22 protein-coding genes are annotated in these 24,547 nt (G+C 69.4%); 13 read left to right on the top strand and 9 right to left on the bottom strand.

Annotated elements, in window-relative coordinates:
• Positions 1 to 12: 12 nt before the first annotated feature.
• From rfbC to rfbA, 3 genes are read right to left on the bottom strand one after another with little or no spacing between them, the layout of a single operon-like run.
• The gene (gene rfbC, locus ACK4K7_RS00910; RefSeq protein ID WP_431863247.1) at positions 13 to 561 is read right to left on the bottom strand and encodes a dTDP-4-dehydrorhamnose 3,5-epimerase; all 549 of its coding nucleotides are present in this window, start codon (positions 559 to 561) and stop codon (positions 13 to 15) included.
• Between the two features lie 29 nt (positions 562 to 590).
• Positions 591 to 1,661 (bottom strand): dTDP-glucose 4,6-dehydratase, encoded by a 1,071-nt coding sequence (rfbB, locus tag ACK4K7_RS00905; RefSeq protein WP_431863246.1) that lies wholly within the window; start codon positions 1,659 to 1,661, stop codon positions 591 to 593.
• Entirely contained in the window at positions 1,658 to 2,566 is a 909-nt protein-coding gene (gene rfbA / locus ACK4K7_RS00900) for a glucose-1-phosphate thymidylyltransferase RfbA (RefSeq protein WP_431863245.1), read from the bottom strand. Before rfbA ends, rfbB begins: the two co-directional genes overlap by 4 nt.
• Before the next feature lie 306 nt (positions 2,567 to 2,872).
• Here rfbA and ACK4K7_RS00895 point away from each other — a divergent pair, with 306 nt between their 5' ends.
• Genes ACK4K7_RS00895 through ACK4K7_RS00885 form a run of 3 tightly spaced genes read left to right on the top strand, consistent with a single transcriptional unit; the run spans position 2,873 to position 7,339 of the window.
• Positions 2,873 to 4,069, top strand: coding sequence for a hypothetical protein (locus ACK4K7_RS00895; protein ID WP_431863244.1), 1,197 nt, complete (start codon positions 2,873 to 2,875; stop codon positions 4,067 to 4,069).
• A gap of 23 nt (positions 4,070 to 4,092) precedes the next feature.
• The gene (locus tag ACK4K7_RS00890) at positions 4,093 to 5,322 is read left to right on the top strand and encodes a DegT/DnrJ/EryC1/StrS family aminotransferase (RefSeq protein WP_431863243.1); all 1,230 of its coding nucleotides are present in this window, start codon (positions 4,093 to 4,095) and stop codon (positions 5,320 to 5,322) included.
• A gap of 46 nt (positions 5,323 to 5,368) precedes the next feature.
• The gene (locus ACK4K7_RS00885) at positions 5,369 to 7,339 is read left to right on the top strand and encodes a polysaccharide biosynthesis protein (protein WP_431863242.1); all 1,971 of its coding nucleotides are present in this window, start codon (positions 5,369 to 5,371) and stop codon (positions 7,337 to 7,339) included.
• Here the strand turns inward: ACK4K7_RS00885 and ACK4K7_RS00880 are convergent.
• Both ACK4K7_RS00880 and asnB read right to left on the bottom strand, forming a co-directional pair.
• Entirely contained in the window at positions 7,292 to 7,930 is a 639-nt protein-coding gene (locus tag ACK4K7_RS00880) for an acetyltransferase (RefSeq protein WP_431863241.1), read from the bottom strand. The two genes, ACK4K7_RS00885 and ACK4K7_RS00880, sit on opposite strands and share 48 nt — an antisense overlap.
• Entirely contained in the window at positions 7,923 to 9,905 is a 1,983-nt protein-coding gene (asnB, locus tag ACK4K7_RS00875) for an asparagine synthase (glutamine-hydrolyzing) (RefSeq protein WP_431863240.1), read from the bottom strand. The genes ACK4K7_RS00880 and asnB overlap by 8 nt, the downstream gene beginning before the upstream one ends.
• A 113-nt stretch (positions 9,906 to 10,018) precedes the next feature.
• Between asnB and ACK4K7_RS00870 the strand changes: the two genes are divergently transcribed.
• Positions 10,019 to 11,167 carry a glycosyltransferase family 4 protein gene (locus ACK4K7_RS00870; protein WP_431863239.1) on the top strand — a complete coding sequence of 383 codons (1,149 nt, stop codon included), beginning with the start codon at positions 10,019 to 10,021 and terminating at the stop codon, positions 11,165 to 11,167.
• Positions 11,154 to 11,798, top strand: coding sequence for a sugar transferase (locus tag ACK4K7_RS00865; protein WP_431863237.1), 645 nt, complete (start codon positions 11,154 to 11,156; stop codon positions 11,796 to 11,798). Before ACK4K7_RS00870 ends, ACK4K7_RS00865 begins: the two co-directional genes overlap by 14 nt.
• Here the strand turns inward: ACK4K7_RS00865 and ACK4K7_RS00860 are convergent.
• Positions 11,795 to 13,399 carry an ATP-binding protein gene (locus tag ACK4K7_RS00860; RefSeq protein ID WP_431863236.1) on the bottom strand — a complete coding sequence of 535 codons (1,605 nt, stop codon included), beginning with the start codon at positions 13,397 to 13,399 and terminating at the stop codon, positions 11,795 to 11,797. The genes ACK4K7_RS00865 and ACK4K7_RS00860 overlap by 4 nt on opposite strands.
• 125 nt (positions 13,400 to 13,524) lie before the next feature.
• On the opposite strand from ACK4K7_RS00860, the gene ACK4K7_RS00855 reads away from it, so the two are divergent.
• From ACK4K7_RS00855 to ACK4K7_RS00840, 4 genes are all read left to right on the top strand, one after another.
• Positions 13,525 to 14,724: a dipeptidase gene (locus ACK4K7_RS00855; protein ID WP_431863234.1), complete on the top strand. Its 1,200-nt coding sequence runs from the start codon at positions 13,525 to 13,527 to the stop codon at positions 14,722 to 14,724.
• A gap of 73 nt (positions 14,725 to 14,797) precedes the next feature.
• Entirely contained in the window at positions 14,798 to 17,332 is a 2,535-nt protein-coding gene (locus tag ACK4K7_RS00850; protein ID WP_431863233.1) for a PAS domain-containing protein, read from the top strand.
• Between the two features lie 75 nt (positions 17,333 to 17,407).
• A complete protein-coding gene (locus ACK4K7_RS00845; RefSeq protein ID WP_431863232.1) occupies positions 17,408 to 17,887 on the top strand; it encodes an MgtC/SapB family protein in 480 nt (159 codons plus the stop codon).
• A gap of 137 nt (positions 17,888 to 18,024) precedes the next feature.
• The gene (locus ACK4K7_RS00840) at positions 18,025 to 18,171 is read left to right on the top strand and encodes a hypothetical protein (protein WP_431863230.1); all 147 of its coding nucleotides are present in this window, start codon (positions 18,025 to 18,027) and stop codon (positions 18,169 to 18,171) included.
• Here ACK4K7_RS00840 and ACK4K7_RS00835 read toward each other — a convergent pair whose 3' ends face one another.
• Positions 18,172 to 18,534 (bottom strand): DUF6768 family protein, encoded by a 363-nt coding sequence (locus ACK4K7_RS00835; protein WP_431863228.1) that lies wholly within the window; start codon positions 18,532 to 18,534, stop codon positions 18,172 to 18,174.
• A 2-nt stretch (positions 18,535 to 18,536) separates the two neighbouring features.
• The gene (locus tag ACK4K7_RS00830; protein WP_431863227.1) at positions 18,537 to 19,079 is read right to left on the bottom strand and encodes an RNA polymerase sigma factor; all 543 of its coding nucleotides are present in this window, start codon (positions 19,077 to 19,079) and stop codon (positions 18,537 to 18,539) included.
• Between the two features lie 99 nt (positions 19,080 to 19,178).
• Between ACK4K7_RS00830 and pdeM the strand changes: the two genes are divergently transcribed.
• Both pdeM and ACK4K7_RS00820 read left to right on the top strand, forming a co-directional pair.
• Positions 19,179 to 19,841, top strand: a complete 663-nt coding sequence (gene pdeM, locus ACK4K7_RS00825; protein WP_431863226.1) for a ligase-associated DNA damage response endonuclease PdeM — start codon at positions 19,179 to 19,181, stop codon at positions 19,839 to 19,841.
• Positions 19,842 to 19,879: 38 nt separating this feature from the next.
• Positions 19,880 to 20,605 (top strand): hypothetical protein, encoded by a 726-nt coding sequence (locus tag ACK4K7_RS00820; RefSeq protein WP_431863225.1) that lies wholly within the window; start codon positions 19,880 to 19,882, stop codon positions 20,603 to 20,605.
• Here the strand turns inward: ACK4K7_RS00820 and pabB are convergent.
• Positions 20,589 to 22,328 (bottom strand): aminodeoxychorismate synthase component I, encoded by a 1,740-nt coding sequence (pabB, locus tag ACK4K7_RS00815; RefSeq protein WP_431863224.1) that lies wholly within the window; start codon positions 22,326 to 22,328, stop codon positions 20,589 to 20,591. The genes ACK4K7_RS00820 and pabB overlap by 17 nt on opposite strands.
• Positions 22,329 to 22,370: 42 nt before the next feature.
• Between pabB and ACK4K7_RS00810 the strand changes: the two genes are divergently transcribed.
• Both ACK4K7_RS00810 and ACK4K7_RS00805 read left to right on the top strand, forming a co-directional pair.
• Entirely contained in the window at positions 22,371 to 23,750 is a 1,380-nt protein-coding gene (locus ACK4K7_RS00810; protein WP_431863223.1) for an L-serine ammonia-lyase, read from the top strand.
• Positions 23,751 to 23,779: 29 nt separating this feature from the next.
• Positions 23,780 to 24,508 carry a hypothetical protein gene (locus ACK4K7_RS00805; RefSeq protein ID WP_431863222.1) on the top strand — a complete coding sequence of 243 codons (729 nt, stop codon included), beginning with the start codon at positions 23,780 to 23,782 and terminating at the stop codon, positions 24,506 to 24,508.
• Positions 24,509 to 24,547: the final 39 nt, after the last annotated feature.

Raw genomic sequence — 24,547 nt, 5'->3', positions numbered from 1 at the left:
GGTATCAGCCGCTTAGTCGAAAAGCCGGGCTTCGGACAAGCGCGGCGCCCGAGCGTCCTTGTCGGACAGCAGGACCTCGCCGGCGTCCGGCCAGTCGATGCCCACGCTCGGATCGTCCCAGGCGAGCGACCCCTCATGATCGGGCGCGTAATAGTCGGTGGCCTTGTACAGCACTTCCGCGCGGTCGCTGAGCACAAGGAAGCCGTGGGCGAAACCTTCCGGAATCCAGAGCTGGCGCCGGTTCTCGGCGCTGAGCCGAGCGCCCGTCCACTTGCCGAACCGGGGCGAGGAGCGGCGCATGTCGACCGCCACGTCGAAAATCTCCCCGGCGACGACCCGCACCAGCTTGCCCTGCGCCTTCGGCGTCAGTTGGTAGTGGAGACCGCGCAGAACGCCGCGGCACGACGAGCTGTGATTGTCCTGGACGAACGCCACGTCCCGCCCCACCGCCTCGGAGAAGCGCGACCGGTTGTAGCTCTCCATGAAGAAGCCGCGCTCGTCCGGAAAGGCGCGCGGCTCGATCAGCAGGACGTCGGGAAGATCGGTGGTCAGGATGTTCAAGCCAGTCTCCGCTGGTAGGGCTCTCGGTGTCAGCCGCCATGGCCGAGGCGCGCCCCGGCATATTTCTTCTCGCGGATCGGGCGCCACCACCAGTCATTGTCGAGATACCACAAGATGGTCTTCTCGAGCCCGCTTTCGAAGGTCTCCTCCGCGCGCCAGCCGAGCTCGCGCTCGATTTTGGCGGGATCGATCGCATAGCGGCGGTCGTGTCCGGGCCGGTCGGCGACGAAGGTGATGAGGGCGCGGCGGCTGCTTGCGTCGGCGAGCGGGCGGTGCCGGTCCAGGATGTCGCAGATCGCCTCGACCACGGCCAGGTTGGTGCGTTCCGCCCGACCCCCGATATTGTAGCTTTCGCCGAGGCGACCGGCGGTCACCACCGCCTCCAGCGCCTTCACATGATCGTCGACGAACAGCCAGTCGCGCACATTCTCGCCCTTGCCGTAGACGGGCAAAGGCCGTCCCTCGAGCGCGTTGAGGATGACGAGCGGCACCAGCTTCTCGGGGAAATGGAACGGTCCGTAATTGTTCGAACAGTTGGAGAGGACGACCGGCAGGCCGTAGGTTTCATGCCAGGCGCGCACGAAATGGTCCGAAGCCGCCTTCGACGCGGAATAAGGCGACGACGGCGCGTAGGGCGTCTCCTCGGTAAAGATGCCGCTGTCGAACGGAAGGTCGCCGAACACTTCGTCGGTGGAGATGTGGTGGAACCGGAAGGCGGCCTGGCACTCGCCGTCGAGTTCGCGCCAGTAATCGAGAGCGGAGTTCAGCAGGCGAAAGGTGCCGACGACGTTCGTCTCCAGGAACGCGCCCGGACCGTCGATCGAACGGTCGACATGGCTCTCGGCGGCCAGATGCATGATGGCATCGACCTTTTCCTCGCGAAGCAGCGACCGCACGGTCCCGTCGTCGGCGATGTCGGCCTGGACGAACCGGTAGTCGGGCGACCCTTCCACGGCCCGCAGCGAGGCGAGATTACCGGCGTAGGTGAGCTTGTCGAGATTGACGACGCGATAGCGGCCGGTGCTCACGAAGTGGCGGCAGACGGCGGAGCCGATGAAGCCGGCGCCGCCCGTCACGAGGATCGTCTTGCGCGCGGTCATCGGCGCTGCCCGTACAGCGCGCCTGGACCGGCCGGACCTTCCGCCGCCCTGCGCCGAAGGAAGTTGGCATAGTCCGATTTGCCCATCCGCTCGGCCGCGGCGACCAGATCGTCGGCCGTCAGATAGCCGAGATCGAAGGCGATCTCCTCGGGAGACATGACCTTGATCCCCTGCCGGTGCTCGACGGTCCGGACGAAGGAGGAGGCCTCGTGGAGGCTGTCATGGGTGCCCGTGTCGAGCCAGGCGTAGCCGCGGCCGAGCCGCACGACGTTGAGTTCGCCCATTTCCAGATAGGCGCGATTGACGTCGGTGATCTCCAGTTCGCCGCGGTCCGACGGTTTGACGTTCGCCGCGATGTCGAGCACCCGGTTGTCGTAGAAATAGAGGCCGGTCACCGCCCAGTTCGATTTCGGCGCCTTCGGCTTCTCGACGATGTCGACGGCCATCATCGAATCGGGATCGAATTCCACCACGCCGTAGCGCTGCGGATCCTCGACATGATAAGCGAACACCGTTGCGCCACTCGGCCGACCGGCGGCCGATCGGCACACCTCCGACAGCCCGACGCCGAAGAAGATGTTGTCGCCGAGGATCAGGGCGGCGCTGTCCTCTCCCACGAAATCCCGGCCGATGATGAAGGCTTCGGCGAGCCCGTTCGGCTGGGGCTGCTCGGCATAGCTGATCTCGATCCCGAATGCCGATCCGTCGCCGAGCAGGCTCCTGAAGCTCGGCAGGTCGCGCGGCGTGGAGATCACCAGGATCTCGCGGATGCCGGCCAGCATCAGGGTCGCGAGCGGATAGTAGATCATCGGCTTGTCGTAGACCGGAAGCAGCTGTTTGGAGACCGACAGGGTCGCCGGATACAAGCGGGTGCCGCTCCCGCCGGCCAAGATGATACCCTTCAAGACCGCAATCCTTCCGCTGCCGCTGCCGCTGCTCCGGACGTAGGTCGCCCGGAGACGGGGCCTGATAGTGACTGCGCAAGTGCGCGTCCAGAGCAACTCCCCGGGGCCGTCCGGCCCGGTCCGTGGCAGGCCGGAACCGAAAAAGGGTTGGCGGAAGGGGCTTTAAACCTGTCCGCCGCTGGTGTAATGGGCGACCGCCTTCGATGAGGCTTCGTCCGTCGTCGGTGCGGGAATGCGCACCCCTGCGGGGCATTCCGCCGTTCGGGTACGCACTGTGCCGCCCCTTTCGTCTGGAGATCACGGTCGGTGTCCGTAATCGGCATTCTCGGCATCCTGCTGGCGCTTTCCGGCGTGGTGTTCGCGCGCGCGCACGAGACGCGGCCGAGGGCCGTCATCTTCGCCGCGCTGCTGCTGATCCACATTTGCGCGTCGTTTGCCTATTACTCATATACGCAGGAGTTTGGCGGGGACGTCCATCTTTATTACTACGATCCCATTGGATATCACGGGGATTGGAGCTTCGGAACCGCGTTTCTCATCAGTTTCGTCCAGACTGCGAAAAACACTTTAGGTGGCACATTCCTGGATTACTTCATGGTATTCCAGGCGATCGGCTTCTGGGGCATCTTGTTCCTGATCCGAACGTTCGACGACGTGCATGAAGAGTTGGAGCTTCCGCGCACCGGGCTGCCCTACCTACTCCTGTTCATCCCCGGCGTGCATTTCTGGACGAGCGCGATCGGCAAGGATGCGCCGCTGTTCCTCGGCGTCGCGATGTGCGTCTTCGCCGCCTTTCGCCTGAAGAGCCGCTGGCCGCTGGTGATCGCGGGCATCTTCATCATGGTCCTGGTGCGGCCGCACATCGCGCTGATCACGGTCATGACGCTGGCGATCGCCGTGTTCTTCGAGCCGCGCACCCGAACGCTGGTGAAATCCGCCCTGCTGGCCGTGACGATGGTCGGAGCGGTCGCCGTCGCCGCGACGGTCCAGAGCAGCTTCACCGTCGATCTCTCGAACGCGGAGTCGGTCAGCGAATTCTTCGAGCGGACATCCACGATCGGCGAGGAATCGGGCGGCGACGTCAGCATCGTCGGCGCGTCTTTCCCAGTGAAGCTGTTCAGCCTGCTCTTCCGCCCGATGTTCCTCGACGCGGTCGGCATGCTTGGCTACGTTGCCTCGCTCGAGAACCTGCTGCTTTTGTTCATCTTCCTGTTGCTGGTGCGGCACGCGCGGACATCGGCGGCGCTCGCGCGCAAGGTCTTCTTCGCCCGCTTCGCGCTGGTCTTCTTCATCGCGCTGACGATCCTCCTTGCCATGGTCAACTACAATGTCGGCCTCGGGCTCAGGCAGAAGATGATGATGATGCCGGCGCTGCTCACCTTCTTCATCTCGGTCGTCGGGGTCTTGCGGGCGCGGCATGCCCCGGCCGTCGCCGTCGAAGCGCCCGTCGCGACCGGCTTCGCTCCCGCCCATTCCGGGCTGCCTGCCCCGATCGGCCGCTAGCGGATATCAGAAAGACGCAACCGATGACCCATGATGTGACCGCCGCCGCAGCCGTGGACGACGCCGAAGCGATGCCGGCTTCGGCTCCGGACCTTTCGCCCCGGCCGGACGAGCATTGGCCCTTCTACGACGAGGACGAGATCGACGCCGTCGCCGCGGTGCTGCGGTCCGGGCGGGTCAATCAGTGGACCGGCGGCGAGGTCTTCGCTTTCGAAAAGGCGTTCGCCGAGCGCTTCGGCGGCGGCCACTGCATCGCGCTCGCCAACGGCTCGCTCGCGCTCGAACTTCCGCTGCGCGCGTTCGGGATCGGCCCGGGCGACGAGGTGGTGGTGACGCCGCGCACCTTCGTTGCGTCGGCGAGCTGCGCCCGTCTCGTCGGCGCCACTCCGGTGTTCGCCGACATCGATCCGGACAGCGGCAACATCACCGCCGAAACGATCGAAGCGGTTCTGACGGAGCGCACCCGCGCCATCATCCCGGTACATCTCGCCGGCTGGCCGTGCGACATGCCGGCGATCATGGATCTCGCGAAGGCGCGCGGCCTCAAGGTGATCGAGGATTGCGCCCAGTCGCACGGGGCGGAGATCGACGGCCGCCAGGCCGGCAGCTTCGGCGACGCCGCCGCTTTCTCCTTCTGTCAGGACAAGATCATGACGCTGGGCGGCGAAGGCGGCGCGACCATCTTCCGGGACGGGGACGCCTATGACTGGGCGTGGAGCTACAAGGACCATGGCAAGGACCGGGTGAAGGCGCTGACGCCGCCCAGGGCGCCGGGCTTCCGCTGGCTGCACGATTCCGTGGGCACCAACTGGCGGTTGACCGGCATGCAGGCGGCGATCGGCCTCAGGCAGATTGAAAAGCTCGAAGCCTGGCATGGCGCGCGCGAACGCAATGCCGGCATCTGGGCCGAGGCGCTTCGGGGAATCTCCGGCATCCGCATGCCGCTGCCCGGCGCGGGAATGCGCCACGCCTTCTACAAATTCTATTTCTACGTCGAAGGACCGGATCCGGAGCCGACGCGGGACGAGATCCTGCGTCTGGCTTCGGAAGCTGAGCTGCGGCTGTTCTCCGGGTCGTGTTCCGAAGTCTATCTGGAAGGCGCCTTCGCCGATCTGCCGCGTCCGGAGCTCCCCCATGCGCGGGCGCTCGGGAAGAGCAGCCTGATGGTCGAGGTGCACCCGACGCTGCGTCCGGAGCTGGTCCGTCAGCGTGCCGCGGCGCTGGCCGGCATCGTGCGCCAGGTCCTCGGCTAAGAAGCTTCGCAAAAAGCGGGCAATCGGTTAAGAGCGCGAATTCGTTATGGTTCAAAGACTTCTCACCCGCCTCTCGCAGGCCGACCGGGCAAGCAAACGCTCGATCCTGATCGCGTATGATTTCGTCGCGATGATGCTGGCGCTGTGGGGCGCCTTTTCGGCGCGCTTCGGTGAGCCTTACGTTCCGAACGACCCGGTCGTCATCGCGGCCGCGGCGGTGGCCTTCGCGATCGGCATCTTCGGCCTGTCGCAGCTGCGCATCTACCGCATCGTCCTGCGCTTCTTCGATCTCGGCACGGTCAGCCGCATCTTCTTCGGCGCCGCGCTCGCGGCGACCGCTTGGGCGCTGCTCGTCTACCTGACCCGCGCGACGATGACGGTCGACGGCATCCAGATCATGGTCCCGCGCTCGGTCGGCTTCATCTATTGCGGCTTCCTGTTCGTGCTGCTGTTCATGGGCCGCTACGTCATGGCGGGCCTGGTGGTGAGCGCGACCCGCTTCACCCCCGAACGCGCCGCGGGACGCCAGCGCAACGTGCTCATCTACGGCGCCAATCCGGCCGGCATCAGCCTTGCCGAATCGGTTCGGCGCGATCCCAATCTTCATCTGTGCGGCTTCGTCGACGACGATCCCGCGCTGCGCGGCCAGATCGTCGCCGGCACCGTCATCTACTCGCCGCTCAATCTCGAGACGCGGGTGCGCGAGAATGAGGTGCAGGAAATCTATCTCGCCATTCCGCAGGCCACCCGGTCGCAGCGCCTCAACGCGATCTGGCGCCTCAACAAGCTCAATGTCGAGGTGAAGACCGTCCCTTCGCCCGAAGAGATCGTGTCGGGCCGCTTCACCATCAGCGACATGCGGCCGATCGACGTCAACGATCTGCTGCGCCGCGATCCCGTCGAACCGCTCAGCGCGTTGATCCACGAGGCGGTGGACGGGCGCTCGATCCTGATCACCGGCGCCGGCGGATCGATCGGATCGGAAATCTGCCGGCAGATCGTCCGCGGCCGTCCGGCCAAGTTGGTCCTGCTCGATCACTCGGAATTCGCGCTCTACACGATCGAGCAGCAGTTGATCGAGCTCCTGCACGCCCGCGATCCGGCCGAGCGCCCGACGCTGGTGCCGATCGTCGGCTCGATGCTGAACGAGCTGCTGGTCCGCGACATCATCCGCGGCCACGAGGTCGACACGATCTACCACGCCGCCGCGTACAAGCATGTGCCGCTGCTCGAACATAACGAGGTGATCGGCGTCGAGAACAACGTCATCGGCACCTGGATCCTGGCCCGCGCGGCGCTGGAGGCCAAGCTCACCCGCTTCACGATGATCTCCACCGACAAGGCGGTCCGTCCCGAAAGCGTGATGGGCGCGAGCAAGCGCGTCGCCGAACTCATCGTCCAGGCGCTGTCGGACATGGGCGACACCCGCTTCGGGATCGTGCGCTTCGGCAACGTGCTCGATTCCTCGGGCTCGGTCGTCCAGAGGTTCCGCGAGCAGATCAAGAAGGGCGGGCCGGTCACCGTCACCCATCCGGACGTCACCCGATTCTTCATGTCGATCCCGGAGGCGACTCAGCTGGTGCTTCAGGCGAGCGCAATGGCGCAGGGCGGCGAGGTCTATGTGCTCGACATGGGCGAGCCGATCCGGATCGCCGAGCTCGCCCGCAACATGATCGGCCTGTCGGGGATGACCGTGCGCGATGCGGACAATCCGAACGGCGACGTCGAAATCTCCTATGTGGGCCTCCGCCCCGGCGAGAAGCTCTACGAGGAGCTGTTCGTCGGCGACGAGACGCTCGACACCGCCCATCCGCGGATCAAGATGGCGAAGGAGCGGCACGTGCCGTTCACCGAGCTGCGGCCGCATGTCGACCTGCTGCGCGCCGCCATCTTCGCCGGCGATGCGTCCGCGGTCCGCGCGAAGCTCCAGGAATTGATCAGGCCCGATCAGGGCCAGATCGAGGCCGCTTCAGATCGGCCGGGCGGGGTTCCCCGCGACGCGCGCGCCGTCAGCTAGGTCGCGAACCACCACGCTCCCGGCGCCGACCACCGCGTCGGCACCGATCCTGACGCCGGGGATCACGCAGGCGCCGGTGCCGATCAGGGTCCGCGCCCCGACGACTACGCCGCCGCACAGCCGCGCCCCCGGCCCGATATGGACGGTGCGGCCGAGGACGGCGTCATGATCCACGCTCGCCGCGGTGTTGACGATCGCGCCGGCGCCGATTTCGGCTTCGGCATTCACCGTGGCGTTGGGCGCGACATAGGCCCCGGCGCCGACCCGCGCGCTCGGGCTCACGACCGCCGTCGGATCGACGAGCGCGGCGGGCATGAAGCCGTTCTCCTCCAGCCAGGCGAGCAATTCCGCCCGGGCGCGATTGTCGCCGATCGCGGGAATCACCCGGGCCCCCGGCCGGTGCGCCAGCAGCCAGTCGCGCCCGCCCGACACGGCGTGGCCGAGCAGGCGGCGGCCGGGCGCGTCCGCCGCATCGTCGAGCAGCACGGGCTCGGCTTCCGGATACGCGCGCAGCAGCGATTCGAGCACCACCTTGGCGTGCCCGCCCGCGCCGAAGATCGCCGGCGGCGGCATCCGGCCGTCCTCAGCCAAAGGCGGCTTCCCGCGGCACGGCGGACTCCTGCTCCGCGTTCCCGCGCGCTTCCAGCCAGGACTGGAACATCAGGATCGTCCACAGAAGATACTGGCTGTTGACCTGTCCCGACTGGTGCGCATCCCAGACGCGGCGGATCGGGGCCGGATCGAAATAGCCTTCCTGCCGGAGACGGTCGGGATCGAGCAGCGCCTCCGCCCAGGGGCGCAAGGGACCGCGCAGCCAGTCGTCGATCGGAATCCCGAAGCCCATCTTCGGCCGCTCGATCAGCTCGCGGGGCACGTGGCGGTAGAGGATCTGGCGCAGCGCCCACTTGGTCTCGCCGCCGCGCAGCTTGTAGTCGAGCGGGAGGCGCCAGCCATATTCGACCACCTCATGGTCGAGGAACGGCACGCGGGTTTCGAGCGACACCGACATGGCCGCCCGGTCCACCTTGGTGAGGATGTCGTCGGGCAGATAGGTGAGTTGGTCGAGCGCCATCATCCGCTCGATATCGCCGAACGCCTGCAACGCCGGAGGGATGTCGCGCTCCGGCTCCGATCCGCCGAGCACGACCGACGCGGGATCGCGCCAGCTCGACACGAGGCCGTGGTAGAGATCGTCGGCCGACCGGCTGGCGAGCACGCCCGCCCCCTTGTGGATCTTCTCGCCCGGGAGCGACAGGCCGGAAGCACCGGGCAGGCGCCCGGCGATGCGGTCCCAGGCGGAAGGAGAGACCGAGAGCAAGCCTGCCGCCGTAAGCCGCCGCAACGACCGAGGCACGCGGGCGAGGCGGCGCCAGTGATTGGCGGTGAGGCGGTAGCGATTGTAGCCGGCGAACAGCTCGTCGGCGGCGTCCCCCGACAGCGACACCGTGACGTGCTGCCGCGCGAGCCGCGACACCAGGGTGGTCGGTATCTGCGACGCGTCGGCGAACGGCTCGTCGTAAATGGCGGGAAGGCTCGGGATGACGGCCAGAGCGTCCGCCGGCTGCATGAAGAGATCGGTATGGTCGGTGCCCAGGTGGCGGGCCACCGCGGCGGCGTGATCCGCCTCGTTATAGGCGCCTTCGTGGAAGCCGACCGTGAAGGTCTTGACCGGGCGCGACGACTGCGCCTGCATCAAAGCGACCACCGTCGAGGAATCGACGCCGCCGGAGAGAAAGGCGCCGAGCGGCACGTCGGAGATCATCTGCCGCCGCACCGCCTTCATGAGCAGCGCCTCGAGCTCGTCGCACGCCTCTTCGGCGCCCAGCCGCACCGGGTCCGCCACGCCGGCCGCCGCGACCTCGACAAGCGACCAATAAGGCACGATGCGCGGCTCGCGTTCGCCCGCGGCGAGCGTCAGGAAGGTGCCGGGGGCAAGCTTGGAAATGCCCGCATAGATCGAATGCGGCGCCGGCACATAGCTGAAGCGGGTGTAGAGCGTGAGCGCCCGCCGGTCGATCTCGCCCCGGAACGCGGGATGACGGGCCAGCGACTTGAGCTCGGACCCGAACAGGAACACGGCGTCCTCGCCGCTGCCCTGCCATCCATAGTAAAGCGGCTTCTCTCCGAACCGGTCGCGGGCGAGGGTGAGCCGCTTTTCCGACCGGTCCCACAGCGCGATGGCGAACATGCCCACCATCCGCTTCAGCGCCGCCTCGATGCCCCAGGCGTCGATCGCCGTCAGCATCGTCTCGGTGTCCGAATGGCCGCGCCAGCGGGGCGCCTTCCCCTCCGCCTCCAGCGCGGCGCGAAGCTCGGGATGATTGTAGATCTCGCCGTTATAGACGGTGACGTAGCGGCCGCTCGGCGACGTCATCGGCTGCTCGCCGGCGGGCGAGAGATCGAGCACGGCGAGGCGGCGGTGGCCGAGCGCGACGGCGCTGTCGGGATCGATCCAGTCGCCGCCGCCGTCCGGTCCGCGGTGGTGAACCGCGCCGGCCATGGCGCGCACGAGGCCGCGCGCCCCGGCCTCGCCGGTGCGCCAGCGTCCGCCCAGGAAACCGGTCATGCCGCACATAGAAGACTTCTCCGGCCGGAACGGGGACCGCCGGCATTCGGGCTCCATCTAGCTTCCGCCGGTCGCTCTTGCAAATGAAGGGGTTGCCGGGCCAAAGGGCCGGCGTGGCGGGACATGTGGACAATAACGAAGCGGCGGCGGACGGCCGGCGGGTGGTGCTGCTGGGCGGCTTCGCGCCGTCGCTCATCACCTTTCGCGGGCCGCTGATCGCGGAGATGGTCGCGCGCGGGCACCGCGTGTTCGCTCTCGCGCCGGGCATCGACCAGGCGGTCGCCGCCGCCGTGCGCGCGCTGGGGGCCGAGCCGATCGACATCCGACTCGGGCGCGCCAGCCTCAACCCGCTGACGGCGCTCCGCACGATGGCGGATCTGCGGCGCCTCTTCCGCCGCCTGAAGCCCGACGTCGTGATCGCCTATACGATCACCCCCATCCTGCTCGGCGGACCGGCCGCGGCGGCGGTGGGCGCGCGCTTCGTCGCCCTGGTCACCGGCCTCGGCTACGCCTTCACCGGCGGACGCGAGCCCAAGCGTCTGCTCAGCCGCTTCATCGGCCGGCTCGGCTACCGGCGCGGCCTGCGCAAGGCGGCCGTCGCGATTTTCCAGAACGGCGACGACCGCGAGGACTTCCGCAAGATGGGCCTGCTTCCTGCCCGTTTGCCGACCGCGGTGGTGAACGGCTCCGGCGTCGACATCGCTCATTTCGCCCCGCGGCCGCTGCCCGGTGCGCCGTCCTTCCTGATGATTGCCCGCTTCCTCAAGGACAAGGGCGTGCGCGAATATACGCAGGCGGCGCGCCGGCTGAAGCGGGAGCGTCCGGACCTTCGCATCGCGCTCGCCGGCTGGCGGGACGCGTCGCCCGACGCGATCGGCGAGGCGGAGCTGCACGAGATCGAGGCGGCGGGCGTCGAGATGCTCGGCCGGCTCGACGACGTGCGTCCGGCGATCGGCGAGGCCAGCGTCTACGTGCTTCCCTCCTACCGAGAGGGAACGCCCCGTTCCGTGCTCGAGGCGATGGCGATGGGCCGCGCGGTCGTCACCACCGACGCGCCCGGCTGCCGCGAGACGGTGCGGGAGGGCGTGAACGGCTTCCTCGTCCCGCCGCGCGACGCGGACGCGCTGCTCGCCGCCATGCGCCGCTTCGTCGAGGAGCCGGAGCTCGCCGCCCGCATGGGCGCCGCCTCGCGCCGCATCGCCGAGGAGAAATATGACGTCCATCAGGTCAACCGCGAGATCCTCCGCCATGCCGGCCTTTGACCTGAAGCGCATGTTCGACATCGCCGTCTCCGCGGCGGCGCTGATCCTGCTGTCGCCCGTGCTGGCCGGGACGGCGGCCGCGGTCGCGCTGGCGCTGGGCCGGCCGGTGCTGTTCCGGCAGGTCCGCCCCGGCCTCCACGGCCGCCCCTTCACCCTGATCAAGTTCCGCACCATGCGCGACGCGGTCGACGCGGACGGCCGGCCGCTGAGCGACGCCGAGCGGCTCACCCGCTTCGGCCGCTTTCTGCGCTCCACCAGCCTCGACGAGCTGCCGGAGCTTTGGAACGTGCTGCGCGGCGACATGAGCCTGGTCGGCCCGCGGCCGCTGCTGATGGCCTATCTGGAGCGCTATTCGCCCGAACAGGCGCGCCGGCACGAGGTCCGCCCCGGCCTCACCGGCTGGAGCCAGGTCAACGGCCGCAACGCGATCGGCTGGCCGGAAAAGTTCGCGCTCGACGTCTGGTATGTCGACAATCGCAGCTTCCTGCTCGATCTCAGGATCCTGTTCATGACGCTCGGCGAGGTGTTCGGCCGGCGCGGCATCAGCGCGGAAGGATCGGCGACCATGCCCGAATTCCTGGGCGAGGCCGGAGAGCGGGAACCCGGCCGCGACGGTGACCCCGCCCCCTAGCGCCCCGCCTCCCGATCGAGCGCGTCGCGGATGGCGCGGGCGAGCTGGTCGTAGGCGTAGGGCTTCTGGAGAAGCGGGCCTTCCAGCGTCGGCGCGCCGCCGCCGTTCTCGCGGCTGTAGCCGGTGGTGTAGAGGATGCGCAGGTCCGGCCGCTGGCGGAGCGCCCGGGCGACCAGCGCGCGGCCGTCCAGCCCCGGCATCACCATGTCGGTGAACAGCAGGTCGACCGAGTGATCGTTGGCGAGGATGGCGAGCGCCTCGACGCCGCTGCGCGCCTCGCGCACGCCGTAGCCGAGCTCGGTCAGCGCCTCGACCGCGGTGCGGCGGACCTGGTCCTCGTCCTCCACCGCCAGCACCACCTCCTCCGCCCGGCCGCGCGGCGCGACCGGGTCGGCCGCGCCGGCGCCCGTTCCGGAGGGCGCCTCTCCTTGGTGGCGGGGGAGGAACAGCAGGATTCGTGTCCCCGCACCCTCGTCGCTGTGGATTTCGACATGACCGCCCGACTGGCGGATGAAGCCGTAGACCTGGCTGAGGCCGAGGCCGGTGCCGCGGCCCACATCCTTGGTGGTGAAGAAGGGCTCGAACGCGCGGCTCGCCACGTCGGGCGGCATGCCGCAGCCGGTGTCGGCGACGCGGATCAGCACATGGTCGCCCGGCCGAAGCACCGGTCTCCCCGCCACCTCTTCCTCCCTAAGCGCCCGGTTCTCGCATTCGATGCGGAGCGTCCCGCCGTCCGGCATCGCGTCGCGGGCGTTGACGGCGAGGTTGATGATCGCGCTTTCGAGCTGGCCGGGATCGGCGCACACCCGCCACGTGTCCTTGGACAGCGCGCATTCGATGCGGACCGCCTCGCCGAGCGTGCGCCGCAGCAGCTCGGCCGTGTCGCCGAGCAGCCTGTTGACGTCGACCACCGCCGGCTCGAGCGGCTGGCGGCGGGCGAAGGCGAGCAGCCGCTGGGTGAGGGCGGCGGCGCGCTTCGCCCCGTCCATCGCATTGTCGATCTGGCGGAAGACGTCGGTCCGTCCTTCGCCCAGCCGGCGCTGCGCCATGTCGAGATTGCCGAGCACCACCGCCAGCATATTGTTGAAATCGTGCGCGATGCCGCCGGTCAGCTGGCCCACCGCCTCCATCTTCTGCGACTGGGCGAGATTGGCCTCGGCCTGGCGCAGCTCGGCGGTGCGCTGCTCGATGCGCTGGCGCAGCGTGCGGCTGAGCTCGCGATGCTTGCGCACCGCCACCCGCATCGCCCCCACCACCAGCACCGTCAGCCCCGCCACCACCACGAACAAGATCAGGGCGAGCACCTGTTCGAAGGCGGCCCCGCCGACCGTCCCGCGCGGTTCGACCAGGAAGAACCAGACGGCAAGGGTGCAGAACAGGACCGAGAACAGCCCCGCCCCGAACCCACAGAACAAGGCGGCGGCGAGCACCGCGGGATAGAAGGTGATGAACTGGATTCCCTCCAGCCACGGATCGAGGCTGAGCCGCAGCAGCAGCGCGAGGCCGGAGATGGTGACGGCGAGAAGATAGGCGTTGGCGCTCCCCGCCCGGGCGAAGGGAAGGTCGATGTAGAGCCAGTCGAGACGCCGTAACTTCGCCATCGATCCCCCACGCTCCGTCGGGGTGCAAGATGGGCGCGTGAACCGGCGAAGGCAAGCGGGGGGGTTGCGCCCCCGCAATCCCCCTTCCATGCTGGAGCCGAAGCTTCCGGAGAGACAGGATTGATATGCGAACTGCCCTGCTGTGCGCCTCGGCGCTGTTCCTCGCCGCGCCCGCCATGGCCCATCCGGACGTGACGCCGGAGGACCGGCTGGTCCACGACAGCATGCTGGTGCTCGACACCCATCTCGACACGCCGATGCTGTTCGAACGGCCCGGCTGGGATTTCGGCGCGCTCAACCGCTACGAATATGACGGCAGCCAGGTCGATCTGCCGCGCATGGCGGAAGGCGGGCTCGATGGCGGCTTCTTCGTCATTTATCTGGGCCAGGGCGAGCTCAACCCGGCCGCTTATGCCGAGGCGCGCGACCGGGCGCTGCTGCGCGCCGCCGCGATCCAGCGGGTGATCGCCGCCAATTCAGACCGGATCGCGCTCGCCACCACCGCCGACGACGCCGAGCGGCTGCATCGCGAGGGCAAGAAGATCGCCTTCCAGAGCATCGAGAACAGCTGGCCGCTGGGCGAGGACCTGTCGCTCCTCACCACCTTCCATCGGCTGGGGGTGCGCATGGCCGGCCCGGTCCACAGCCGCAACAACCAGTTCGCCGATTCCACCACCGACACGCCGCGCTGGCGCGGCCTCTCGCCGCTCGGCCGGCGCTGGGTGGCGGAGATGAACCGGCTCGGCATGCTGATCGATGCCAGCCATTCGTCCGACGCCGCCTTCGATCAGATGCTGGAGCTCAGCCAGGTGCCGATCGTGCTGTCGCATTCGGGACCCAAGGCGATCTTCGACCATCCCCGCAACATCGACGACGATCGGCTGCGGCGGCTCGCGGCGAAGGGCGGGGTGATGTTCATCAACTCGATCTTCCTCGTCGCGCACGACAGCTCGCCGGAGCGCCAGGAGATCAACCGCCGCCACGCCAACTGGCACAATCTGGACGCGCAGCAGCGGCGGCAGCTGCTCGCCGACCGCGCCGCGCTCGACGCGCAGCGGCCCTACACCACCGCCGATTTCGACCTCCACATGCGCAGCCTGCTCCATTCGGTGCGGGTGATGGGCGTCGACCATGTCGGGCTCGGCGCCGATTGGGACGGCGGCGGCGGCGTGATCGGCATGGAAGACGTGACGGCGCTCCCCCGCATCACCGCGCGCCTCCGCCGCGAAGGCTTCTCGGAAGCCGACATCGCCAAGATCATGGGCGGCAATCTGCTGCGGGTGATGCGCCAGGCCGAAGCCTTCGCGGCACAAAGCCGGCCGTGACGGCCTTCCTTCCGGACGCCGGCCCCGCTAGATTCCGGCTTCTGGACCGTCCGAGGGGAGCGATGATCGTCTGATGCCGGCCGCCGCCGTTCCGGGCCTGCCCAATGCGTCCGCGCACTGCTTCCTCGCCGACGGCGGCGAGATGGGCGCGCGCATGCGGACGTTCGACTGGACGGCGACGCCGCTCGGCGATCCCTCCGGCTGGCCGCAGCCGCTCAAGACCATCGTCGGCGTCGCGCTCGGCTCGAAATTCCCGATGTTCCTCGCCTGGGGACCGGAGCTCACCTTCCTCTACAATGACGGCTATGCCGAAATCCTGGGCGACAAGCATCCGGGCGCGCTCGGCCGCCGCTTCGAGGATATCTGGGCGGAAATCTGGCCCGACATCCTGCCGCTGGTGGAGCGGGCGATGGCGGGCGAGGGGACCTATTGGGAAAATCTGCCGCTCACCATGCGGCGCAAGGGGTTCGAGGAGGAGACCTGGTTCACCTTCTCCTACAGCCCGCTGCGCGGCGAGGACGGGGCGGTGTGCGGCATGTTCTGCACCTGCATGGAAACGACCGACACCGTGCTGGCCGAGCGGCGGCGGGTGGAGGAGGCGGACCGGTTGCGGCAATTGTTCGACCGCGCGCCGAGCTTCATCGCCGTGCTGCGCGGGCCGGACCATTGCTTCGAACTCGCCAACGACGCTTATGCGAACCTGGTCGGCAAGCGCGATCTCGTCGGCCGCACCGTGCGCGACGCGCTGCCCGAGATCGCCGGCCAGGGCTTTTTCGAGCTGCTCGACCGCGTCTATCGCAGCGGCGAGCCGTTCACCGGCCACGGCATCGCCGTCGCCATAAGCTCGAAGCCCGACGCGGAGCCGGAGGAGCGGCTGGTCGATTTCGTCTATCAGCCGATCAAGGACAAGGAAGGCCGCGTCACCGGGATCTTCGTCGAAGGCTATGACGTCACCGCCCGCCATCTCGCCGAAGCCAAGCTGCGCGAGAGCGAGGAACGGTTCCGGCTGATCGCCGACAGCGCGCCGGTGCCGATGTGGGTGACCAAGCTCGACCGCAAGCGCGGCTTCGTCAACATCGCCTATGCCGAATTCCTCGGCGTCTCCTACGAGGAGGCGATCGACTATGACTGGCGCAGCCGCATCCATCCCGACGACATCGAACGGATCGTCGCCGAATCGCTGGCCGGCGAAGCGACGCTGAAGCCGTTCGTGCTGGAGGGGCGCTATCTGCGCGCGGACGGCCAGTGGCGCTGGCTGCGCTCCGAATCCCAGCCGCGCTGGGGCCCGGACGGGGAACATGTCGGCTTCATCGGGGTGGCGCACGACGTGACCGACGCCAAGGCGGCGGAAGCGGCGCTGCGCGAAGTGAACGAGATGCTCGAGGGCAGGGTGGCCGAGCGCACCGCCGATCTCAGCGCCGCGCTCGACCGGCTGACGTCCGAGATCGCCGAGCGGGAGCGCGCCGAGGAGGCGCTCCGCCAAGCGCAGAAGATGGAGGCGGTGGGCCAGCTGACCGGCGGCATCGCCCACGATTTCAACAATCTGCTGACGCCGATCATGGGCGGGCTGGAGATGATCGCCCGGCGGGTCGAGGATCCGCGGCTGAAGCGCATCGCCGAGGCCGCGCTGGAATCGAGCCGGCGCGGCGCCAAGCTCACCGGCCAGCTGCTCGCTTTCTCCCGCATCCAGCGGATCAGCATGACGCCGGTCGCGGTGAACGCGGTGATCGACAATATGCGCGCGATCCTGCGCCACACGATCGGCTCGGCGGTCCGCATCCGCACCGAACTGGATCCGGCGGCCGACCATGCGGTGTGCGACGTCAACCAGCTCGAAAACGCGATCCTCAACCTCGCCATCAACGCCCGCGACGCGATGCCGGACGGCGGCACCCTCACCATCGCCACCGCTCTGGTGCGGGAGGAGAACAGCGCCGAGCTGGAGCCGGACGATTATGTCCGCATCACCGTCGCCGACACCGGCGAGGGGATGGCGCCCGACGTGCTCGCCCGCGCGATGGAGCCCTTCTTCTCCACCAAGCCGCTCGGCAAGGGCACCGGCCTCGGCCTCGCCCAGGTCTACGGCATCGCGCGCCAGGCGGGCGGCACCGCCCGCATCGAGAGCGCGGCCGGCCAGGGCACGCGCGTCCACATCCTCCTCCGCCGCTCCGTCTCGGCCGCGCCCGACGAGCCGCCGGCCGACGCGGAGCCGGAGGCGGCGGCGGGCGTCGCGTGCGGGGCGCGGATTCTGGTGGTGGACGACGATCCGGACGTGCGCGGCTTCCTCGCCGACACGCTCGAGGGGCTGGGCCATGACGTGGTGACGGCGGAGAATGGCGAGGAGGCGCTCGCCCGCGCCGAGGAATCGCGGCCCGATTTGGTTCTGCTCGACTTCGCGATGCCCGGCATGAACGGTGCCGAAGTCGCCCGGCGCCTGCGCGAGCGCCGCCCGGCCCTGCCGATCCTGTTCGCCACCGGCTATGCCGAAAGCGAACAGCTCGACGCGGCGGTCGGCCGCGACGCGCCCGTGCTGCGCAAGCCCTTCGGCATGGACGAACTCGCCGCCGCCATCGCCCAGACCCTGGACGCCACCCCTGCCGCTTCCTGAGTCTCGGCTCGGGGCAGACTGGTGCGGCTTCTTTGCTGGTGAACCTTTCGTCCGGGCGGCCGTTGCAGCTGCGTTATGTTCACGGCCGATCCGCTGGAGGTCCATTCGCTCGGCGAGCTGATGCTGCGGCTCGGTCTCGCGTCGCTGATCGGGCTGCTCCTCGGGCTCGACCGGGAGCTGAACGGCCACGAGGCGGGCATCCGCACCCACGCGCTGGTCGCGCTCTCGTCGGCGATGATCATGGTCTCCTCGCTCATCCTGTTCGATCAGCTGCGCGCGGACGATTTCGCCCCCGATCCGCTGCGCGCGATCCAGGGGCTCAGCCAGGCGATCGGCTTCATCGCCGCCGGCATGATCTTCGTGCAGGGCCGCACCGTGCGCAACATGACGACGGCGGCGAACATCTGGATCACCGCGTCGATCGGCATCGCCTGCGGGGCCGGGCAATATCTGGTGGTGCTGGTCGGCGCCGGATTCGCGCTTGCGCTGCTGACGCTGCTGCGCATCTTCCGCCGCTTTCTCCCGACCGAGCAGCGGGACAAAGCCGGCGACTGATTCACCCTGGCTTCAGCCTTGCCGGGGCATCAGCGAAAAAGTTGGTGCAATTCTCCTTCCGGGGCCGTAAGGGGCCGCGCTTTCCGGGAGAAAAGGCGCGCCGGGCAATATCGCCCGGCCGTCATTGGGGTGGTCAGATGAAGGTGTTGAAGAAGCTGCAGAATCCGTTCCTGCTGGTGGGCCAGGGCTTCCTGCTCGGCACCGCCCTCTTCTTCGCGACCCAGCACGAATCGGGCGAGGCGCGCAATGCCCCGCCCGCTCCGCCCGCCGCCGAGGCCCGCTGATCAGCCCCTGCGCGCGAGCTGCAGCTCGATCCGCTTCAGTTCGCGCATCAGCCGGTCGGCATGGATTTGCGGCCACAGCGACAGCTTGATCATCAGCGACAGGATCAGCAGCACCGCCGCCGGCAGCCCCCAGCGCAGCTGCGCCACCGGCTCGGCCGCGTCGAAGAACATGAAGGCCGCATAGACGCCGCCGAGGAACAGGGCCGCCTGCACCGCCATCATCAGCGCGTTGACCCAGCCGAGCCGGCCGCCGAACAGGCCGAACGCCTGGCCGAAGAAGCCCGGCTCCGGCCCGATCCGGGCGAGCAGCTCGCGCTCCTCCTGGTCCAGCGCCTCGTCGATCATCCGGTCGAGATCCCGCATCGTCATTCTCCTTCCAGCGCCGCGCGCAGCTTGCGCCGCGCATGCATGAGGCGGGTCTTCACCGTGCCCGCCGGGACGTCGAGAGCCACCGCCACTTCGGCGACTGTCATGTCTTCGAGATGGAACAGGGCGACGGCGGCGCCCTGTTCCGGCGGCAGCGCGGCGATCGCCCGCCGCAGCCGCTCCGCGTCCGGCGCGGCCTCGGGCGCCGCGGGGGCGGGCGCCGCCGCCACCGCCGCTTCCAGCCGCCGCCGGGCCTGCGCGGCCCCGATCGTCCGGGCGCAGCGGCGCGACACGATTCGATAGGCCCAGGCCGCGAAGGCGCGTTCGTCCTGCAGCCGCCTCAGCCCCCGCACGATCTCCGCCCAGCCGTCCTGGACGGCGTCGCGCGCCTGTTCCTCGTCGCGCAGCAGCCGCCAGGCATGGGCGCGCAGCCGCCCGTCCCAGCGCCGGACGAGGAGGGCGAAGGCCTTCGCATCGCCGCCGCGGGCCCCCGCGACCAGGTAGGCGTCGAGCGCTTGCGCCTTGTCCCTGCCTTCGCTCACCTCCCGTCCCCTCGCTGGTTCGCGACATAGGTGCCGTGCCTAGGGCGGCCGGTTCAATGCCGCTTGAAAAAACATGGCGGGGCCAGCATAGCCTGCGCCATGGTTCGCTTTTCGTTCTCAGGACACGATCTGATGGCGCTGCCGCAGGGGGCGGTGTTCTGGCCGGCGCGGCGCGCGCTGCTGGTCGCCGACCTTCACCTCGAGAAAGCGAGCTGGTTCGCGCGGCTCGGCCAGATGCTGCCGCCTTATGATTCGATCGCCACCCTGTCGGACCTCGCCGCCGTCGTCGCGGCGAGCGGGGCGGAGGAGATCTGGTGCCTGGGCGACAGCTTCCACGACCGCCACGGCTGCGACCGGCTGCCGGCCAGGGCGCGGGAACTGCTGACCGGCCTCACCGCCGCCACCCGCTGGACCTGGATCGCCGGCAATCACGACCCGGGGTTCGCCGATCATTGCGGCGGCGAGATCGTGGCGGAAGCGGTGGTCGACGGCCTCGTGCTCCGCCACGAAGCCGATCCGCACGAGTCGCGGCCGGAACTGTCCGGCCATTTCCACCCGAAGCTGCGCATCACCCATCGCGGCCGGCGGATCTCGCGCCGCTGCTTCGTCGCGACCGAGCGCAAGATCATCCTTCCCGCCTTCGGCGCGCTGACCGGCGGGCTCGACGCCCATCATCCGGAGATCGTCCGCGCCGTGGGTCCGGAGGCGCAGGCGCTGGTGCCCGTCGCCGACCGGCTGCTGCGCTTTCCGATCGCCGCCTGACGCCGGGATATTTGCACGCCCCTTCGGGTTGATCGGGCATGGCGGCGGACCTTCTCCCCAGCCTCGCGGCGGCGCTGCTGTTCGCATCGGTGCACCTGCTGGGCGACCGGCTGCACGGCTTCGGCGAGCGCGGTCGCAACGCCTGGCATTCGGCGGCGGGCGGGATCGCGGTGGCTTATGTGTTCGTCCACCTGCTGCCCGACCTCGCTCACCACCAACGCGCGCTCGCCGACCATGTGACGGGGCCGCTCGCGGCGCTGGAGCGACACGTTTATGTGGTGGCGCTCGCGGGCCTGTCGATCTTCTACGGGGTGGACGCGATGCTGCGCCGCTCCTCGGAGCGCTGCGTCGAACATTCGCCGTCCGTCTTCTGGACTCATCTCGGCGTCTTCGCGCTGTACAATGTGCTGATCGGTTATCTGCTGGTGCACCGCGACGGCGGCGGGATGGGCAGCCTGTTGCTGTTCGTGCTGGCGATGGGCGTCCATTTCCTCGTCAACGACCAGGCGCTGCGTGCGCATCACGGGCGACTGTTCCACGCGCGGGGGCGCTGGCTGCTGGGCCTTGCGCCGGTAGCGGGCTGGGCGCTCGGCGCGGCGACCGAGATCGGCGCCGTGTGGCTGTCGGCGCTGTTCGCGCTGCTGGCCGGATCGATCGTGCTCAACGTCCTGAAGGAGGAACTGCCCGGGGATACGGAGAGTCGCTTCCCCGCCTTCCTGGCTGGGGCGGGCGGCTATGCCCTGCTGCTCATGATCGCCGAATGATCGCGGAAAGGAGGCCGCGGAGCGCATTGCCGACGAAGAAGCCGTTGATGAGATCGGCGGGGACGAGGTCCGCCTCCTCGGCGCGGCCCTCCTCGATCAGCCGCTCGCGGAGCACGCCGGGCAACAGCCCGCGCGCCAGCGGCGGTGTCAGGAGCATGCCCTTCCGGTCGACGAACAGATGGGTGAAGCTGCCTTCGGTGAGGAAGCCGGCCGGATCGGTGAACAGGGTCTCGAACGCGCCCGCGTCCGCGCGCGCCTCGTCGTAGAAGGCGCGGTCGCTGGTCTTGTGGCGCAGCCGGAAATCCTCCGGCGCGACCGGAAGCGGCGCCAGCGCCACCTCCACCGGCTGGCGCGGCGCGGCGGGGAACGGCCCCACCTCGATCGCCATCGCCCCGCTCCGGCTCAGCAGCAGGCGCACCTTCGCGGCCGCGCGCAGGCGGAAGGTCGCCGCCTGCAGCTCGTTGCGGGCCCCGTGCCGGTCGAACCGGAAATCGAGCGCGTCGGCGCTCGCCTTCAGGCGGGCGAGGTGGCGCTCCAGATCGGGCAGCCCCTGATGCGGGTCGAAGCGCATCGTCTCGATGAGATCGAAGCGCCGGTCCGGATCGTTCACAAAGGCTCCCTTCGCCAGACATTCGCGCCATTCGTCGGCGGCGCGGCTGTCCGCCACAATGCCGGATCCGAGCCCGAGCGAGGCGACATTGTCGCCGGCGCGCAGGGCCAGGGTCCTGATCGCCACATTGAAACCGGCTTCGCCGCCCGGCGCAAGCCTGCCGATCGAACCGGTATAGATGCCGCGCGGTTCCGGCTCGATCCCGTCGATCAGCTCCATCGCCCGGATCTTGGGCGCCCCGGTAATCGATCCGCACGGGAACAGCGCCTCGATCACCTCGACCGGGCCGATCCCCGCCTCCGCCTCGGCGACGACGGTGGAGGTCATCTGGTGGACGGTCGGATAGGTCTCGATCGCGAACAGCTCCGGCACCCGCACGCTGCCCGGCACGGCGACCCGGGAGAGGTCGTTGCGCAGCAGATCGACGATCATCAGATTTTCGGCGCGCTGCTTGGGATCCGCGCGCAGCGCCTCCACGGCGGCGCGGTCGGCGGAGGGATCGGCGCCGCGCGCCGCCGTCCCCTTCATCGGCCGCGCCTCGAGCCGGCCTTTGGCGAAGGTGAAGAACAGTTCGGGCGAAAAGGACAACAGCCAGTCGGCGCCGGTGAAGACGATGCCGCCATGCCCCGCCCGCGCCCGGCGCCGGATCGCCGCGTAGAGGGCGAGCGGGTGGCCCGCCACCTTCACCTCCGCCTGGAAGGTGAGGTTCGCCTGATAGATGTCGCCGGCCGCGATATGGTCCTGGATGCGCCGGACGGCGGCGGCATGTTGCGCCTCGCCGACCCGCGGCCGGGGGACCCCCGCCCAGGCGCCGGCGGGATCGGGCAGCAGGTCCGCCAGCGCCACCTCCTCGGCCGCCGCGAACCGTCCGAACCACAGGAGCGGCCGCCCCTCCCGCGCGCGCGGCGCCAGCTTCGGCTCCAGCGCATGGCCCGCCTCATAGGCGATGAAGCCCGCCCAATGGCCCTTTTCGGCGCGCAGCCGGTCGAAAGCGGGGCGCACCTCCTCCGGCCGCCGCGCCTCGAGGACATCCAGCGGATCGGCGAGCAGCAGCGCCCGCGCGCCGCCGCGCGCTTCTTCCAGCAGCACGAAGGGCGCGGTCATGCTTGCCATGGCCGCGCCGTCGGCCCATGTCGCCGGACAAGGAGAATCTTCGTGGTTTGCAGCGTCTTCGATCTCTTCAAGATCGGGGTTGGTCCATCCTCTTCCCACACGATGGGGCCGATGACGGCCGCCTGCAACTTTGTCGAGATGCTGCGGGCGCGCGGCCTCCTCGACGCGGTGGCGCGGGTGGAGGCCGATCTCTACGGCTCGCTGGCGCTGACGGGCAAGGGCCATGCCACCGACCGCGCCGTCCTCCTCGGCCTGTCCGGCGACCGGCCCGACCGGATGGATCCGGACGCAGCCGACCGCACCGTCGCCCGCATCCGCGAGACCGGCCGGCTGAGGCTCGGCGGCACGCGCGACATCGCCTTCGACGAAGCGCGCGACCTGCGCTTCCTGCAGCGCGAGCGGCTGCCTCATCATTCGAACGGCATGCGCTTCACCGCGGAGGACGCGGACGGCCGGGCGCTCGACAGCGCGATCTATTATTCGGTTGGTGGCGGCGCGGTGGTGGACGAAGCGGCGATCGCCCGCAACGCGCCGCCCGCCGGCGCGATCGCCGCCCGCTACGATTTCGGATCGGGCGAGGAGCTGCTTGCCATCGCGGCGCGCGAAGGTCTGACGATCGCCGAGATCGCCCGCGCCAACGAGCGCGAGGTTTTGTCGGACGAGGAGATCGACGCCCGGCTGGCGGCGATCGCGGACGCGATGTCGGCCTGCATCGATCGCGGCATGGCGGCGGACGGCATCCTGCCCGGCGGGCTCAACGTCAAGCGGCGCGCGCCCGCGCTCCACCGTCTTCTCACCGAGCGGGCGGAGCGGGCGCTGCAGGATCCGCTCACCGTTATCGACTGGGTGAACCTGTGGGCGCTGGCGGTGAACGAGGAGAATGCCGCCGGCGGCCGCGTCGTCACCGCGCCCACCAACGGCGCGGCCGGGATCGTCCCCGCCGTGCTGCGTTACTATCAGCGCTTCACCCCGCGCGCGACCGACGAGGGCGTGCGCATCTTCCTGCTCACCGCCGCGGCGGTCGGCTCGCTGTTCAAGGAAAATGCCTCCATCTCCGGCGCCGAGGTCGGCTGCCAGGGCGAGGTCGGCGTCGCCTGCTCGATGGCGGCGGCGGGGCTCACCGCCGCGCTCGGCGGAACGCCAGCCCAAATCGAGAATGCGGCGGAGATCGGCATGGAGCACAATCTCGGCCTCACCTGCGATCCGGTCGGCGGGCTGGTCCAGGTGCCGTGCATCGAGCGCAACGCCGTGGGCGCGGTGAAGGCGATCGAGGCGAGCCGCCTCGCCCTCGTGGGCGACGGCTCCCACCGGGTCAGCCTCGACCAGGTGATCGAAACGATGCGCAAGACCGGGCTCGACATGAACGAGCGCTACAAGGAGACCAGCCTCGGCGGCCTCGCCGTCAATGTGGTGGAGTGCTAGGCTGCCCCGAAACAAGGGGGGAATCGAAGATGGACGGTGGAGCGCGGGGCGGCGCGGCGGCGCGGATGTTCGGGCTTCTGGGGCGGATGGGCCGGGGCTGGTGGATCGTCGCCTTTGCGGTCACGGCCGGGACCAATCTCATCGACTTCTTCGTGATCGCGGCGGGCGGCGCCGCGACGCCCGCCTTCACCGCCGCCGTCGCGGTTCGGGTCGTACTGGTCTTCTGGCTCGGCTACGCTTTGACCCGCCGCCTCGCGGGCGTGGAGCGGCCCGCCGCGCCCACCGCGGCGCTCGGCCGCTACGCCTTGTTCATGATCGGCGTCACCGTCCTGATGGGCGCGATGACCGGCCTCGCCACGCTGATCGTCGGCAACCGCGGCGTCGCGACGACCGGGGCGGTCTCCGCCCTGCTCGGCGCGCTGGCGGGCCTGCTGCTTGTGCGGCTCTTCGCCTGGCAGGCGGCGCTCGCGGTCGGCGACCGGACGCTCGGGCCGACCGGCGCGTGGCGGCGGCTTGCCGGACAAAATGGCGCCCTGGTGCTCGCTTATCTCGCCATCTTGCCGGTGGTCGCGGCGCACCACGCCCTCACCCATTACGCGCTCCAGCTGTTTGACCGGCCGGACCTGCTCGCCGCCGTCGCGATCGTCGACGGCCTCGTCTCTGCACTGCAGCTCGCACTGTCCGCCGCGCTCGCGGTCGTCGCCTGGACGATCGCGGCCGGGTCCCGGCCATTGCGCGAGGCGCCCGCGCTCGCCTAGAGAGCGGCGATCCCTTTCACATCAAGGATGACGAACGGC

The sequence above is a fragment of the Allosphingosinicella sp. genome (assembly GCF_046295735.1).
Taxonomy (GTDB): Bacteria; Pseudomonadota; Alphaproteobacteria; order Sphingomonadales; family Sphingomonadaceae; genus Allosphingosinicella.
Note: the sequence above shows the minus strand (reverse complement) of the source record. Positions and strands in the feature narration are given on the sequence as shown.

Bases quoted from the DNA above. Each gene is read 5' to 3' on its own strand.
- ACK4K7_RS00890 (WP_431863243.1), top strand. From the start codon at position 4,093: ATGACCCATGATGTGACCGCCGCCGCAGCCGTGGACGACGCCGAAGCG.
- ACK4K7_RS00845 (WP_431863232.1), top strand. From the start codon at position 17,408: ATGTTCACGGCCGATCCGCTGGAGGTCCATTCGCTCGGCGAGCTGATG.
- ACK4K7_RS00835 (WP_431863228.1), bottom strand. From the start codon at position 18,534: ATGCGGGATCTCGACCGGATGATCGACGAGGCGCTGGACCAGGAGGAG.
- ACK4K7_RS00865 (WP_431863237.1), top strand. From the start codon at position 11,154: ATGCCGGCCTTTGACCTGAAGCGCATGTTCGACATCGCCGTCTCCGCG.
- ACK4K7_RS00850 (WP_431863233.1), top strand. From the start codon at position 14,798: ATGCCGGCCGCCGCCGTTCCGGGCCTGCCCAATGCGTCCGCGCACTGC.
- asnB (WP_431863240.1), bottom strand. From the start codon at position 9,905: ATGACCGGTTTCCTGGGCGGACGCTGGCGCACCGGCGAGGCCGGGGCG.
- ACK4K7_RS00805 (WP_431863222.1), top strand. From the start codon at position 23,780: ATGGACGGTGGAGCGCGGGGCGGCGCGGCGGCGCGGATGTTCGGGCTT.
- ACK4K7_RS00855 (WP_431863234.1), top strand. From the start codon at position 13,525: ATGCGAACTGCCCTGCTGTGCGCCTCGGCGCTGTTCCTCGCCGCGCCC.
- ACK4K7_RS00840 (WP_431863230.1), top strand. From the start codon at position 18,025: ATGAAGGTGTTGAAGAAGCTGCAGAATCCGTTCCTGCTGGTGGGCCAG.
- pabB (WP_431863224.1), bottom strand. From the start codon at position 22,328: ATGGCAAGCATGACCGCGCCCTTCGTGCTGCTGGAAGAAGCGCGCGGC.
- rfbB (WP_431863246.1), bottom strand. From the start codon at position 1,661: ATGACCGCGCGCAAGACGATCCTCGTGACGGGCGGCGCCGGCTTCATC.
- pdeM (WP_431863226.1), top strand. From the start codon at position 19,179: ATGGTTCGCTTTTCGTTCTCAGGACACGATCTGATGGCGCTGCCGCAG.
- ACK4K7_RS00885 (WP_431863242.1), top strand. From the start codon at position 5,369: ATGGTTCAAAGACTTCTCACCCGCCTCTCGCAGGCCGACCGGGCAAGC.
- ACK4K7_RS00860 (WP_431863236.1), bottom strand. From the start codon at position 13,399: ATGGCGAAGTTACGGCGTCTCGACTGGCTCTACATCGACCTTCCCTTC.
- ACK4K7_RS00820 (WP_431863225.1), top strand. From the start codon at position 19,880: ATGGCGGCGGACCTTCTCCCCAGCCTCGCGGCGGCGCTGCTGTTCGCA.